Raw genomic sequence first — 15863 nt, 5'->3', positions numbered from 1 at the left:
GTTGTCAGGGTTCCCGCCAAACTTAAGACCCAGACAAGACGGCAACGGGCCGAACCGTTCTCACGAAGGCCCTGACGAGATCCACAGATCGCATCGACTGCTCAGGTTGCTACAATCCGCATTCATGCGCCCGGTCGCAGAATGAATGGAACTCTGGCAAAGGATCACTCGAAGATGGATCTCTGGCAACGAAAATACGCAGAAGGACCACTGGTGAAGACCAAGATCGTGGCCACAATCGGGCCTGCATCTGCGTCGTACGAAAAACTGACGGAGCTGGTCCTCGCGGGCGTAGATGTCTTCCGGCTCAACTTTGCCCATGGAACCTATGAGTGGTTCGATCAGGTCGTCACGTGGATCCGTCAGGTCTCGACCGAGCTCAAGCAACCGATTGCCATCCTTGCAGACCTCGCCGGCCCCAAGATCCGACTCGGCGAACTCCCCCCTGACGGACTGCGCTGCCGACACGGAGCGAGAATCGAATTCGTCCATCAGGTCGAGCCAGGGCGTCTGGATCAACTGACGTGCACGTACGAGCAATTGATCGATGACTTGCGAGTCAACGATCGGGTACTGCTCGCGGACGGCTCGGTATCACTACGCGTCGTGGAGACTCACCCCATGCTGGGCAAAGTCGTCTGCGAGGTCGTTCAGCCTGGACTGATCCGCAGTCGCCAGGGAGTCAATCTTCCCGGAGCGATCTTGAGCACCCCCAGCGTCACCGCGAAAGATCGGGCGGACCTGCAATGGATTCTTGATCATGGCCTGGACTATGTCGGACTGAGCTTCGTTCGCAACTCCGAAGACATTCGCCTGCTGAAGCAGATCATCTCGGAACACCCGACAACGACGCGTCCCTGGATCGTCGCCAAGATCGAGAAGCCCGAAGCCATCGCGGATCTTGAGCAAATCATCATTGAAACAGACGCTGTCATGGTGGCTCGCGGTGACCTGGGCGTCGAGGCCGATGTCTTCCGTGTCCCGGCGCTCCAGAAGCAGATCATCCGGATGTGCAATGAGCATCGCACCCCGGTCATTACTGCCACTCAAATGCTCGATTCGATGCAGAAGAGTGAACTGCCGACACGTGCAGAAGCGAGCGACGTCTTCAACGCCGTGCTCGACGGAACAGACGCCGTCATGCTGTCGGGTGAGACCGCCGCAGGAGATTATCCGGTCGAAGCGGTCGCGATGATGAGCCGGATCGCGCGCGAGGCCGAGCGGATGCTCGAACCGCGCATCAGCCTCAGTGACTCACGCAGCACACACCGCACCCGGGCCACGGCCATCACGGAAGCCGTGACCCACGGAGCGGGAACAGCTGCTGAACATTTGAATGCAGATTTGATCGTTGCAGCAACACGGGGCGGGAAGACGGCGATGTCGATCTCCAAACAGCGTCCCCGCATTCCGATTCTGGGCCTGACCGACCGGCCCGAAGTCGCCAGGCGACTCTGCCTGTTCTGGGGTGTCACACCGGTAGAAACTTCTGCGGTTTCGTTGCCACCCCGGGAACAGATCGCCTTCGTCGAACAGCTCGGACGTGCTCGAAAAATGCTTGATTCAGGCAGAAAACTCGTCCTGATCGGAAGCTCTGACTGGAAGCTGGAATGGCATGACATGATGCTTGTCCACGTCGTTCCTTAATGGCCGACAGGTCGTGAACTCGGTGGCCCAACTCCCGAAGCCACGACCTCGGGAAACAGGTCGTGGCTGGACATTCAGTCATCACGTCACTAAACCATGATCTGATCTAGAGTGCACCGGCTATTGAAGTTGGCTCACTGGAACGCGGGTTGCTGGGAGCCTTTTAATCGGATTTCGACTGCCGAAATGGCGGCGAATTAATGTCACCACCCTTTGCGCGAGATGTGACTGCATGAGTAAACCGGATGGCGCAATGATCGAGGCGATTGGCCTCAGTAAGTACTACGGGCCTTTTGCCGCGACACAGGATGTCTCTTTCTCAGTTCCCCGCGGTCAGGTAGCCGCGTTCCTGGGCCCTAACGGTGCGGGAAAATCAACGACGATGAAGTTGTTAACGGGGTTTCTGGCCCCGAGTGCAGGGACGGCGAAAATCGGTGGACTGGATATGTCCGTCGACCGGATCAAGGCGGCCGAATTGCTTGGTTATCTACCCGAGAATGGTCCACTTTATCTGGAAATGACCCCCTCTTCCATCCTGCGTTTCCTGGGTGAAGCACGTGGATTGTCGGGAGGAAGGCTCAGTGAGCGATTGGACTTTGTCGCTCAGAAGTGTTCATTAAAGGGTGTCTGGGGTAAGCCCATCAGCAAGTTGTCGAAGGGCTTCCGACAGCGCGTCGGTATGGCCCAGGCCCTGCTGCATGACCCTCAGGTGCTGATTCTGGATGAGCCCACAAGCGGACTTGATCCGAACCAGACACACGATGTGCGCGAACTGATTCTCAGTCTTGCCAAAACGAAAACAATCCTGCTTTCGACGCACATTCTGACGGAAGTCAAAGCCGTCTGTAATCGAGTGATCCTGATCAATGACGGTCGAATCGTACTCGATGGTTCTATTGATGAGTTGGAACGGGGCGGCCACAGCATGGACCAGCGGTTCCGACAGTTGACGGGCGCTGCGAAGTAACACGCCCCTGCCGTCAGGTTGGGGTCACAAGCAAACGCGGTATGGTCAACGAGTTCACTAGGACCGAGTTGCTTTTGTCGGTGAATGCTCAGCGAGGGTCGTCCTGCCGGATGACACGTTCAGAACAACGGACAACAGGCAACTTGTTAGACGGATTCGATCGGGGTGTGTGACCTCGGTATGCGGGCAGCGGTGATTGCCAGTTGCCCTGAACTGATCAGATTATTGTTTCTCAATTTGACAGGGATCGCCACAGATGCGTTCGCATGTTGTCCTTGCGGTCTTCAAACGCAACTTCTGGAGTTATTTCTCAGGAGTTATCGGATACCTCTTCATCGTGGTGTTCGTCTTCCTGGGTGCGTTTGCAGCCTTCCAGGAAAAGTTTTTCGCGAATAATGTTGCCAGTCTCGATCAATTGAACGAGTGGTTTCCTCAACTGCTGCTGTTCATCATTCCCGCCATCACGATGGGGATCTGGTCCGAAGAACGAAAGCTGGGGACCGAAGAGTTGCTCTTCACACTTCCGGTCTCGAACCTGGAGGTTCTCTTCGGGAAATATCTGGCAGTCGTCGCGGTCTACACCGTGGCCCTCGGATTCTCACTGACAAACGTCCTGATCTTGAACTGGATCGGATCCCCGGACCCCGGTGTCATCATGACCACCTACCTGGGATACTGGCTGGCGGGTTGTGCCCTGCTCGCAGCAGGGATGGTCGCATCACAGCTCACCAGCAATGCCACCGTCGCCTTCGTCCTGGGCTCAGCCTTGTGCGCAGTTCCTGTGTTTGCCGAACGTCTTTCTTTCGTCCTGAAGTCCGTCGTTCCAGACGGGGTTTTTGAAGGCCTCAGTCTGTCATCCCAGTTGAAGCCATTCGGGATCGGACTTATCCCGTCACAAGGGCTCTTCTACTTCGTGGCTCTGGCCGGGCTGATGCTGTACATCAATTATGTCCTGATCGGATATCGCCACTGGAACAATGGCGCTGCAGGCACGAATATGGGTCCCCAGTACCTGGTGCGTTCCGTCTCGCTGTTGCTCATCCTGTTCGGTCTGGGTGTCGTCCTTTCACAGAAGGGTTTCCGATCCGACTGGACTGCTGAAAAGCTTTACTCGTTTAGCAGCACAACCAGTCAGGTGGTGAAGGATCTCAAGAGCGATCGACCGGTTTCAATTCAGGCCTTCGTCAGTCGTACTCCTCCCCGCGACTATGTCTCGGTCAAGAGCACGCTGCTTGGTCTGCTTGGACAGTATGGCCAGAGTTCGCCAAATGTCACTGTTCGCATCGTCGAAGTCGATCCTGCCAGCGAACAGGCGGAAGAAGCGAAGCAATACGGCATCGAATTCCGCGATGTTCAGTTCGAGCGTGAAGGTAGAATGCTTGTTGAAAAAGTTGCGATGGGTGCTGTCATCAACAGTGGTGCCAACGAAGTCGTGATTCCTCACTTCGGCAAGGGAACCCCGATCGAATACGAACTGACCCGTTCGATCCAGGTCGCCGCAAATGAGAAGCGAAAGACAATCGGGATTCTCGAAAGCGATGCCAAGCTGACGGGCGGCTTCGACATGCAAACGTTCCGGCAGTCACCCGAGTGGCGGATCGTCGCAGAACTGAAGAAGTCCTATAACGTCGAAAGCGTACCCGCCTCGGCCCCGATTCACGATTCCAAGTTCGATGTGCTGATCTCGGTACTCCCCAGTTCTCTGGGAGCCAACGAGTTGGACAACCTCGTCAACTACGTGAAGACAGGGAAGCCCGTCCTGATTCTGGATGACCCGCTTCCTGCCACAAACCCCTCGCTTGCACCACGGCAACCGAAGCCGAAAGCGGGTGGCAACCCGATGATGAGCATGGGGATGCCAAACGAGCAAAAGGCTTTCGGCGGAAAAGCCACTTCACTCGTCGACCTGCTCGGGATCGAATGGGTCTATGACCAGATCGTCTGGGACAACACATCCCTGTATCTGCATCCCGAATACGAAAAGCTGCTCCGCGAAGAAATCATTTCGATCAGTCCACAAAGTGGCAATTCAAAGGCATTCAACCCGGACAGCCCGATCACGAATCGCCTGCAGGAAGTGATGCTGTTCTTCTCTGGCTCGATTAAGGAACGTGAACTCCGTTCCGGCCAGGAGAAGACTCTGGAGTTCACTCCACTGCTGCTCACCGGTCGAAACTCCGGTTTGCTGGACTGGGACGATCTAGTGAAGAGCAGCATGTTCGGGATGAACATCGATTCCAATCCGCGCCGGATCACAGACGAGGTTGCTCACATCGTCGCGGCAGAGATTGTTTCCACTAAGGATGCCAAAGACAACAAAATCAACGTGATCTACGTTGCAGATACGGATCTCGTCTCTGACTTCTTCTTCCATCTGCGGGAAACGAAACAGTTCAACCTCGATCTGGACAATGTCACGTTTGTCCTGAACGCGGTAGACAAACTAGCCGACGATACCGCGATGATCGACCTGCGAAATCGACGGCCGAAAGTCCGTACGCTGACCGCGATCGAACGTCAGACAAAAGCCTTCAATGCAGCGGCGAACGAAGAGCGTAAACTGGCTTCCGATGAAGCCAAGAAAGCACTCAAGGACGCGAAGGATCGTCTGGCCGAGAAAGTCGAAAAGATCAAAAACAATGAATCACTCGACGATGACAGCAAGATGCAGCAGCTGATGATGGCTCAACAGGAAGAGGCACGGCGCCTGGAAGTGGAAGAGGCAAACATCAATCAGGCCAAAGAAAAGAAGATTGATGAGAGCAAGACCAAAATGGACCGGCTGACTCGAGAAGTCGAAAGCAGCTACTACACCCGGTCACTGCTGGCCTCACCCATTCCGGCCATCATGCTGGGACTCATCGTCTGGCTGATCCGCAAGAACAATGAACAACGCGATATCGCCCCTGCTCGCCGAATTGGCGGACGTGGCTAAACCACCGTTGTTTGAAGAATACCATCCAACTTACAGGCGTTGTCAGATGAATGACGACTCTATTTCCAACCGAATTCATTCCGCAGGAGCTTCGTTATGAACGAAACCGTGCGTACATCTCTATTTGTCGCAGGTGCGGTGCTCTCATTGATCGCCGCCCAGGTCACCAGCCGGGGTGTTACCAAGCCCCCTGCCGAGTTCAGTCAGGTCGGCACGCCGTTCTACCCTGACTTTGTGGACGCCGACGCAGCCAAGTCGCTGCAGGTAGTGAACTACAATCCGGAAACGGCCAGCCTCCGGATCTTCGGCGTCGAGCAGGGCTCTGACGGTGTCTGGCGAATCCCCTCCCGCAATAACTACCCCGTTGACGGAAAAGAACGGCTTGGCAAGACAGCCACCTCAATCATCGGTATCAAGAAAGAGGCTCTGGCCGGTCCGCGAAAGAGCCAGCATATCGAGTTTGGTGTGCTGGATCCGCTCAGCGAATCCGTGAGCGACTATCAGGGTGTCGGCAACCGCGTCACACTGAAAGATGGAAAAGACGGCAAAGTGCTGGCCGATCTGATTATCGGTAAGGAAGTCAAAGGTCGAAGCGGCTTCTTCTATGTCCGCAATCCCTCGGAAGATCAGACCTACATTGCAAAAGTGAGTATCGATGTTTCGACAAAGTTTGCAGACTGGATCGAACCAGACCTGCTGAAGCTCGATGGTTCCAAGCTGCGATACATCAACATCGAAAAGCACAGTGTCGAATTCGGACAGGATGGTGGTGGAAGTCTGGCCGGAAAAGAATCAAACCAGCTGACCCGAACTTCCGCAACAGACAAATGGAAGCTCGATGGACTTGATGATGCAACCGAAGAAGTCAACGAAGACGAAGTCCGCAAGCTCGTCCAAGCGCTCGACGATCTGAAGATCGTTGGCGTACGTCCGAAAAATGAAAAGTTGAAGAAGCGACTGCAGGACGATCAGGGGCTGGCACTTGACGACCGCACGCGGCGAGAGATGGAAGAGATTGGGTTCTTCTTCGTCCGTATGCCCGACCGGAAAGGGATGGCAATGATCTCTCAGGAAGGAGATCTGGCTGCCGTCACCGAACAGGGGGTCGCTTACGAGTTGCACTTCGGTTCTGTCTTTTCCGGGACTGAAGAAGAAGTTGAAGCAGGATTTATCAACAAGGGTGAAGAAAAATCCGACGCAAACGGGAAAGAGGCTGAGAACAAAGAGAAGAATGACGAAGCCGACGCCAAAACGGACGCTCGCAAGATCAAGAGTCGCTATCTCTTCGCACAGGCTCAGTTCGATCCATCGGCTCTCGGCCCCAAGCCTGAGGCACCCGTAAGGCCCGAAGCCCCTGCCGAAGCAGCCGCCGCAAACGAAGACACGCCTGCCGACGCCGCTGCAGCAGAGAATGTCGGCGAAAAGCCCGATCCCAAGAAGGCATACGAAGAGGCCCTGGCCAAGTACGACATCGATCTCAAGAAATACGAAGCGGACGTCAAAGCGTATGAAGAGAAAGTCAAAACCGGGGAAAAGCTGGTGAAAGACCTGAACCGTCGCTTTGCCGACTGGTACTATGTCATCTCGGGCGACAGCTTTGAAAACCTGCGACAGGGTCGGAAAACGCTGGTGAAGCCAAAGTCGACTCCGGAAAATGCAGCAGGTCAGTCGTCGCCAGCGGGAAACGTCGATGCTCAGGACGCTCCTGATTCCCAGGATGCATCGGCGAACTGAATTCCCCGGATGCAGGAATCCCAATGGAACTTCGTCAAATCGGCCGCACTGGAATCCTGGTCACTCCACTAGCGATGGGGTGCTGGCCGATTGCCGGAGTGACCAGCGTCGGAGTGACTGACGAGCAAAGCCTTGCCACGCTTCAGGCCGCCGTTGATAGCGGCCTGAACTTCTTTGATACCGCCTACTGCTACGGCTACGACGGAGAGAGCGAAAAGCTGATCCGACGTGCCTTGGGGCATCGCCGAGACGAACTCGTGATCGCGACCAAGGGAGGTATCCACTATGAAAATCGTGTCCAGCTCAAGGATGCCCGACCCGCCACATTAGAGCGAGAATGTGAAGAAAGCCTGAAAAGGCTTGGGACCGATTACGTCGACCTGTACTACCTGCACGCCCCTGACCCCAATACACCATTGGAGGAGTCCGCGGGTGCGCTGAAGGGACTGCTGCAATCGGGAAAAGTCCGCAGCATTGGCGTTTCAAACTTGTCACTTCCGCAATTAATCGCCTTCCAGGCGGTCTGCCCCGTCGCTGCTTACCAGCCGCACTATAACATGCTGCAGCGGGAAATTGAGGAATCCCAGCTACCGTGGTGTATTGAGAATCATGTCTCTGCGATTGTGTATTGGCCCCTCATGAAGGGCCTGCTGGCCGGAAAGCTTCCCAGGGACCATCTGTTCGATCCGAAAGATGGTCGGCCCAAATACCCGATGTTCTCGGGAGACGAGTGGAACAAGAACCAGGACTTTCTCGATCGGTTAAGACCGATCGCAGAGGAGTGTCAATCGACCGTCGCCCAGCTGGTCCTCAACTGGACGATTCAGCGTCCCGGAATCACCGTAGCCCTGTGTGGTGCCAAGCGTCCGGACCAGATCCGGGATAACGCGGCTGCTCTGACATGGAAGCTGACTGCCGAACAGATTTCCCGCATCGATCAGGCCATTCAAGATCGCGGTGCCGCAGCATCTCGCTCTGCCGTCTAACGGCCACGATCAATACGATTCCCCTTATCCCTTACGCCGTTTCAAACCTGGGCAGATCGAGCGGACGATCATCCCGAACTCGTCTGATCCCATAATAGAATCTCTCCAGGACGAGGATCCAATGCCCCTCGTCCGTCGCCCATTCCAGAGTCGTCTCACCGCATCACGCGATGAAGCGTTCAAGCGGTTTTCTGCTCGGGGTATTTGATACGACCGTGGTGGATGCCGATCAGCGACTTCGTGAGCGAATCTTCGATGACAGCCAGTTCGCTCAGCGTTAACGAGCTTTCATCAAACTGACCATCCAGCAGCCGCTTCATCGCGATTTCGTGGACGAGCGTTTCCAGTCGCTTTGGCGTTGGCTCGGCCAGCGTCCGGCTTGCCCCTTCCACAGCGTCGGCGATCATCAACACAGCCGCTTCGCGAGACTGCGGCCGAGGTCCTGGATAGCGGTATGCCGATTCCTGCACGTCGTAGCGATGGTCAGGCTGCATTTCCGCCTGCTTGGTCGCTGCGTGAAAGAAGTACTCGACCAGGGTTGTCCCATGATGCTGCTCGATAAAATCGATCAGCGGTTCGGGCAGGTTGTGCTGGTGGGCCAGTTCAACTCCGTCTTTGACGTGACCAATAATCACCAGAGCACTCATCGCCGGATTGAGCGATTCATGGCGGCTGGTTTGGCCAGCAGTCATATTTTCCACGAAGTAATGGGGCTTCATCATCTTTCCAATGTCGTGATAGTACGCCCCCACACGACACAACAAGCCGTTGGCCCCGATGGCGTCCGCGGCCGTCTCGGCAATAGTCGCGACCCCGTTGGAGTGACTGTAAGTCCCCGGGGCCCGCTGAATCAGTTCCTGCAGCAACGGATGCGAGACATCGCTCAGTTCCAGCAGACTGATATCCGTGACCACACCGAACAGATTTTCGACGAATGGCAAACTACCGGAAACCAGGAACCCAGACAGAAAACACCAGCCGGCTCCACGCAGTCCATTCAAGAGAAAGCGGTGATCGGCGTCTGCCCACAATTGTCCCAACTGCTGCGTTTCGATGATCCCCGTACCGAGCGTGATGAACAGGTACGTCAGGGCCGCGCCGAATCCCACTTTGACCAGCTTCATGCGGTTGGACACCTGATTAAGTGGCACCACCGAAGCAGCGATCGCGCTCATCAGGACTACAAACCCGCTCACGTCCCCCCCGATCGAAAGCGTCACGACGAGTGACATGGCAAAGCCGGTGAGCGCTGCCAGAACCTGGTTATAGGCGATCGCCAGCACCATCACCGTACACAGCAATGGCACGACTTCCGCTCGCCAGTGATCGAACGACAGCAACCGACTCAACACGACTGACAGCGTGACCGCGAATAGATAAACAGCTAGACGACTGACGTTCGTCGCTAACCGTCGCTCGTTCCTTACCAGGTAGCAGCCAATCAATCCGCTCAGGACGATCAATAGTAAAAGCACTGTGACCATCCGCACGATGCGTTCGCCGATTCCCACGCGGCTTTCAAGCTCGTCATACTGAGCATGCAGAACGTCCAAGTATTCCTCGGTAATCTTGCTGCCCGGCGGAACCAGCAGCGTCCCTCGCTTGTACGTGTCTTTCACGGGAGGCGTTGACAGGTTCGCCAGAGTGATCCGCTGGTTCGTCGTCGCCAGATCAAACTCGAGTGAAGGAATGATGCGATTGCGAAGCCACTTCTCGAGGATCGGCTGCAGGGGAGTCAAAAGTGGAAACGACTTCCACTGGCTCCCAAGGCTGCCTGTTGCCTTGAGCAGTTCGTCGAGAACGACGTCCGACGCAAACCGTTTTGGTGGGTCTTCGGTCGAGTCACTGAGAATGCTGATTTCGTCGTCGAGGCGAATTTTCTGACGTGGCCGTGACAGCTCAGCCAGGTCGACAATCCCGACCTGCAGTAAAGGAGCCACGAATTGTGAGAATTCGCCATACAACTCGTTGATCGGTCGCTCTGCCAGATTCGCTGGACCAAGGGCTGATCGAAGGGATTTCCACTCTTCTTCGAAGGCGGTCGTGCGCGGGTCGAGCGGAGTTGGCCCACTCGCAATCCAGCCAAACGCCGCGCGACACTCGGCGGAAAGTTCTTCGAAGCGACCCACTTCGACAACTTCCAGCAGATGACGCCTGAGATCGGTCCCCAGGTTCTCAAGCCGCTCAACCCCGGCCGGAATCTTCCGGAATACGGGTGGTTCGCGATTGATGCGGTCGATTCGGGCAAGCTCTGTCTTGTCCTGATTGACGCGGGTGAAATCGACGCGAGCCAGCATCCCGTTTGGAACGTCGTCACCCAGACGATGAGGGAACGGGGCCTGCCAACTTTGCAACGCAATGACCAGACCTGCCAAAACGACGAAGCAAATTGCGAGACGCAATGCGACATCGGTTTGGCTCAGTCGTTCAGTTAGACGGCCGGACCAGGACGTGCCCACCTTGTGAACGGACAGTCGGCCCGGACGTACTCGACGAGAGAAGAAAAAGCTCATACCTTCTGTTTCTGAGAACCGACAAGGACTTAGTTCAGTCGGTGTCTGAGTTTGGTAGTGCGGATGGTTTCGACGCGTCAGTGACACCAGATTCGGACACGGTATCGGACGTTGACGACAGTTCACTGAGCGGAACTTCCTCGACATCGCCCGTGCCCGGGCTCACATTTTCCGTTTCGCCAGCTTCGTGCCAGGAATTCTCCCACCTGCCGTCTGGAGGGCCTTCTCGACGTACATCATACGCCTGGACGATCTTACGAACGAGCGGATGTCGGACGATATCCGAACCTGAGAGTGACACTGTGGCGATTCCCGGAATGTTTCTCAACCGGCGAATGGCGTCGTTGAGGCCACTTTCGACACGGTCCGGAAGGTCGGTCTGCGTTCCGTCACCCGTAACGACGATCTTTGAATGATGCCCCATTCGGGTCAGGAACATCTTCATCTGGGTAACGGTCGTATTCTGGGCCTCATCAAGAATCATGAAAGTGTTATTCAGCGTACGTCCACGCATGTACGCCAGTGGGATAATCTCGATCACTTCTTTATCGAGGTAACGCTGGACCTGTTCAAAGTCCAGAATGTCACCCAGTGCATCGAGCAACGGACGCAGATACGGATTCACTTTGGCCAGCATGTCGCCGGGCAGGAAGCCCAGCTTTTCACCCGCTTCGACCGCAGGCCGCACCAGCACGATCTTTCGCACCTGTTCGAGCCGCAGCGCGTTAATTGCCATCGCTACAGCAAGATACGACTTACCTGATCCTGCGGGACCTTCGCAGATCACCAGGTCATGCTCACGGATGGCTCGGATGTAGTCGCGTTGTCCGGTCCCCAGCGGACGGATTTTCCGGGCTTTGTGAAATACATCAATCAATTCATCAGGATTCGAACTGATCGGAAACTGGCCTCGGTGCAAGGCTCGATCGAATTCATCGTCGTCCAGCAGGCCTTTCTGTTCGATGATCGATCGCAGTTCAGAAACAATTTCCTTCCCGAGATCGACTTGAGCCTGCTCGCCGTGAAGATGAAGCTCGTCACCGCGGAGAACGACGTCAAGATGCAGAACGTCTCGCAGACGACGAAGGTTCTTATCGCGAAGCCCAAAGAGGGTGCGAACATCTTCATAGTTGCGAAACTGAACTCGTCCTTCAGACATAAATTGTTCCTGAGATCGCCAGTCGTCGTCCCACTGGAAGCACAGAGTGCATTCCGAGTGCCAATGTCAGACTGGAAGTGTCCGCGACCCGCGGTCGCGTGCTGCGGACACTTTAACGTTTTTGGGAATCACTCGCAAAAGAACTACACACGAAAATGGATTCGTCGTAAAACTCGGCCTAATTTACGCCGCAACGGTCTGGGCAAGACGGTTGTTTTGTGAAGTCTGTGACTTCCGTAGCGGTTGTATTCAAGGTAGGGGCGTAGAAAGTTCGATGAGAGACTAAAGGATTTTCACTGTCGTCAGGACGCATGAGTTTCCCACGACACCGCCGTTTGCGGCGGCAACACGGAAGTTGCTCAATGTACGAAGCCAGTTTTGATTTGAAGCGTCGCCCGTTTGGCGCAACTCCTGATGCCACATGCTTTCTCGCTGCCGCACCGATTCAAGCCGCACTGGATGAGGTACTTGTCTGCATTGAGCAAGGCCAAGGGATTTCTGTGGTGACGGCGCCGGCTGGCGTGGGAAAGACGCTGTTGTGCGAACGCCTGAGAATGGAACTGAATCCTCGTTTTGAAACCATCTTCCTTCGCCATGCCAGTTTTCTTACACGTCGCGCCCTCCTGCAGACATTGCTTTGCGAGCTTAATCATTCGTATCAGCACTCGTCGGAACAAGAGCTTCGCCTTGCGCTTTGGCCCGCAATCCGTAAATTACAGCCTCACCGAGAAGCGCTGGTCCTGATTTGCGATGAAGCTCACCAATTGTCCAAAAACCTGATCGAGGAATTACGTATCCTTGCCGACTTCGCCGAAGCGGGAAAACCGCTGGTCCGGCTGGTCCTGGTGGGGCAGCTCAATCTGGAAGATAAGCTCGCCCTTCCCAGTCTCGAAGCGTTCAACCAGCGTATCCGTGCGCATGTCAGCCTGCCCACATTCGACCGCGCCGGGTCTCTCGACTACATCGATTACCGTCTTACCTGGGCAGGTGGACGTACCCACGAAATTTTCACCCCGCGGGCGCTGGATGTCATCGTGCAGGCCAGCGATGGGGTTCCCCGATGCATGAATCAACTGGCAGACCATACGCTGTTGCTCGCCTTTGTTGCCGAACAGCGTCCCGCCGGTGAAGAACTCGTTCGCGAAGCGCTCAACGACCTGCGACAGCTTCCTCTGCAGTGGAACGAGCCATCCACTCCGACGAGGTCGTACGAGCAACGCACGTCCGGTCATGCTGTCGATACGGTCGAAGACGACTCCATCGGCAATGCGTATGAACGGAATAGTTCCCATCCCTCTGCGTATGCCTACGAATCATCGTCCCTCGAGTTGGGCACCGAGTTGCCCACCTGGAAAGATTCTTCCTTCAAAACAGAAACGGATGAACCGGTGCACCACAATAATCTCCATTCGTGGGAAACCGCCAGTTGGGTCGAACCTGTCGCCATCGAAGCGCAGAGCGATGACTGGAAACATGTCATTGATCTGTTCCGTGTCGCGGAAAGCGAATCCTCGCCCTCAACATCCGAAACGAATGAAGAAGACGCGCAGGAATTTACCTCGTCGTCTGCCTCAGAGTCGTCTAGCACAGAACAGGAATCGTCCGACGAGGAAGTTTCCACACCGCAGTACACGTTCAGTGCGCGTTCTCGTCGAGTTGACCTCGCCCCACAGTCAATCACTAGCGATGATGACGAGGATACGACGCTCTCAGGTGAACTCGAAGAGTCCGAAACCGAATCGGACGAAACGCCTTCCGCTCCAACCCCGGTATCACCGCGTGTCGACAAACAGCGGTCCGAGGAACGTCGGGTGAGTTCTCATTCGCCAGCAAATTCTCAGAACATTTCGAAACCTTCCGAAGTCTTCGAAGAAGAAGTCATTTTTGACCGGTACGCTGCAATCGACGCGGGATTTGTTCCCGCGTTCGCGCCTTACGTCGACACGGCAAAGCCCGCGGAGGTTCACGCTCAGCCGCAGACCGCATCAAGTCTCAGTGCCCAGCGCGACATCAAACCTGTCGAGAGCGAACTTCCGATGGCGTCGGCTGAGGTCATCGCGCCAACGAATGCCCACGAGGTGATCGTGGAGCAGGTGCTCGAATCGGTGGGACCAGCATCACGCGATTTGGATTCGCACGAGCTTGAACAGATTCTGGGCGCGGTTCATGAGCTGATTGAACTCACAAATCAGGAAGTCGCGGAATCGCATTCAAGTTCCTCGTTTGAATCCATGACGGCCCCTCCGATTCAACTCGACGAGCCGCAACTGACCCAAGAACTCGTAGCCGAAGATGTCTTCGACTGGAATCAGTCCAAGGAACAGCCCCAGCGTCCTCAGTACGTTGAACATGATCCGAATCTTGTCGAAGAGGCAGAGCGGACCCATGACCTCTATGAGGAAGCCGCGAAAACCGATTGGTGGTCACCTCCCTCACGACAGGATGAAGAGGAGATTCTCCGTTCGCTCCAGCGAGACATTCCTGCCGTCCCACCCGCGAACGCTCCGTCTGCTTCCGAACTGACTTCGACTATTGAAAGCGCAGCGGGTTGGGAAGTCGTGGAAACCGATCCTGTCGAACAGACTGAGACAAAGCGGCCGTTCCGTTACCTCTTCAGCATGCTGCGACGGAAGCAGCAGCAAACACACTGATAGGACGACATCGGTCTAACCGGGCACAGCAGCAAACGTAAACCGTGCTGCTGCTGAATGACTCCAATTCTGAGTTTCGGCCATCGGGAATCCGGCCGGCAATCCCCTGGCAAGTTGTCGGCTATTGCTTGAGTAAGCCCCTGATCGACCGCTTCCGCGCAAGCCGTTCGCGAAAGCCTGAATTGCAGACTCGACGGCATGGATGCGGGCAGTCGCTCACCGCCAGTCCTCTTTCTGGTGCTCACATCGGATGGGTCGACGGAGACAAATCGATGCGGTTATAGTGCTGCACCGATTCGACCTGCTTCGAAATGACAGTTCACGTATCACGGTGGAGCGTCTCAATGCATCAGTTCTGTAAGCGTCGTCTTTTCGTCTGGTGTCTGCTTGCGATCACGGGACCGTGGTCGGTAGCACAGGCCGAGGATCGCGCGAAAGCGCAGAACGACGCCGCTTCTGTCGGCGGAAAAGAAGGCGTGACCATCGAGCAGACCGACGACGGACTGGCCGTCAAAATCAAGGGGGAAGAGTTCACCGTCTTTCATCACGGCGCCACACTCCCTAAGCCTTACTTCTGGCCTGTACGTGGTCCCGGTGGCGCCATTCTCACCCGTCCCAACGACCCAAACGAAAAAGAGCATCCTCACCACCGCGGGATCTGGCTGTCCGTCGACGAAGTCAATCACGTCCGTTTCTGGGCGGAAAAAGGTCGCATCGTCACGACCGATGTGAAGTCGAAGTCGGGAAATCCCGGAACGATCGAGATGACAAATGAGTGGATCGGCTTGGACGGGACCCCCGCACTGATCGAAAAAACGATCGTCTCCATCTATCCGGAACGGCTCATCACGTATGACACGACGCTCGCCCCGCCGGTTGGAAAACTCGCCCGCTTCGACGATACGAAGGAAGGTTTCTTCGGTTTTCGGGTTGCTCAATCGATGCGAGAAAAAGAAGGGGGAATCGTCACCAACTCGGACGGCAAGAAGACGACCGCAGAATGCTGGGGACAGCCAGCCAAATGGGTCGACTATACTGGCGTGGTCGATGCAAAAACTTATGGCGTCGCCCTGATGGACCATCCCGGCAACTTTCGTCCATCGCGATACCACGTCCGAGATTACGGTCTGTTTTCAATGAGTCCCTTTGGCGAGGGGGCCTACCAGAATGACGAATCCAAATCCCAGCCCGTCATTCTCGACGCCGACACCCCTTCCCTGCGGTTCCGGTTCGGTGCCTATATCCACGCCGGCGACGCAACCGAAGGCAAA

Annotated in this window: 9 protein-coding genes; 7 read left to right on the top strand and 2 right to left on the bottom strand. The window is 55.7% G+C overall.

Going from position 1 to position 15863, the window contains the following annotated elements; genetic code table 11:
* Positions 1 to 174: 174 nt before the first annotated feature.
* From pyk to VGE80_RS21540, 5 genes are all read left to right on the top strand, one after another.
* Positions 175 to 1647: a pyruvate kinase gene (gene pyk, locus VGE80_RS21560; protein ID WP_440594075.1), complete on the top strand. Its 1473-nt coding sequence runs from the start codon at positions 175 to 177 to the stop codon at positions 1645 to 1647.
* Between the two features lie 232 nt (positions 1648 to 1879).
* Positions 1880 to 2614: an ABC transporter ATP-binding protein gene (locus VGE80_RS21555; RefSeq protein WP_397570859.1), complete on the top strand. Its 735-nt coding sequence runs from the start codon at positions 1880 to 1882 to the stop codon at positions 2612 to 2614.
* Between the two features lie 256 nt (positions 2615 to 2870).
* Positions 2871 to 5549, top strand: a complete 2679-nt coding sequence (locus tag VGE80_RS21550; RefSeq protein ID WP_440594074.1) for a Gldg family protein — start codon at positions 2871 to 2873, stop codon at positions 5547 to 5549.
* Positions 5550 to 5645: 96 nt separating this feature from the next.
* On the top strand, positions 5646 to 7283 hold the full coding sequence (locus VGE80_RS21545; protein ID WP_440594073.1) for a DUF4340 domain-containing protein: 1638 nt from the start codon (positions 5646 to 5648) through the stop codon (positions 7281 to 7283).
* A gap of 23 nt (positions 7284 to 7306) precedes the next feature.
* A complete protein-coding gene (locus VGE80_RS21540; protein ID WP_440594072.1) occupies positions 7307 to 8269 on the top strand; it encodes an aldo/keto reductase in 963 nt (320 codons plus the stop codon).
* A 179-nt stretch (positions 8270 to 8448) separates the two neighbouring features.
* Here the strand turns inward: VGE80_RS21540 and VGE80_RS21535 are convergent, their stop codons facing one another.
* On the bottom strand, positions 8449 to 10671 hold the full coding sequence (locus tag VGE80_RS21535) for an HD family phosphohydrolase (protein ID WP_440594071.1): 2223 nt from the start codon (positions 10669 to 10671) through the stop codon (positions 8449 to 8451).
* A gap of 145 nt (positions 10672 to 10816) precedes the next feature.
* A complete protein-coding gene (locus tag VGE80_RS21530; protein ID WP_440594070.1) occupies positions 10817 to 11941 on the bottom strand; it encodes a PhoH family protein in 1125 nt (374 codons plus the stop codon).
* Between the two features lie 362 nt (positions 11942 to 12303).
* On the opposite strand from VGE80_RS21530, the gene VGE80_RS21525 reads away from it, so the two are divergent.
* Positions 12304 to 14592: an ExeA family protein gene (locus VGE80_RS21525; protein ID WP_440594069.1), complete on the top strand. Its 2289-nt coding sequence runs from the start codon at positions 12304 to 12306 to the stop codon at positions 14590 to 14592.
* 344 nt (positions 14593 to 14936) lie between these two features.
* The coding region (locus tag VGE80_RS21520) for a PmoA family protein (protein WP_440594068.1) at positions 14937 to 15863 on the top strand (927 nt) is incomplete at its 3' end.

This window comes from Schlesneria sp., assembly GCF_036405755.1.
GTDB classification, from domain to species: Bacteria; Planctomycetota; Planctomycetia; order Planctomycetales; family Planctomycetaceae; genus Schlesneria; species Schlesneria sphaerica.
Note: the sequence above shows the minus strand (reverse complement) of the source record. Positions and strands in the feature narration are given on the sequence as shown.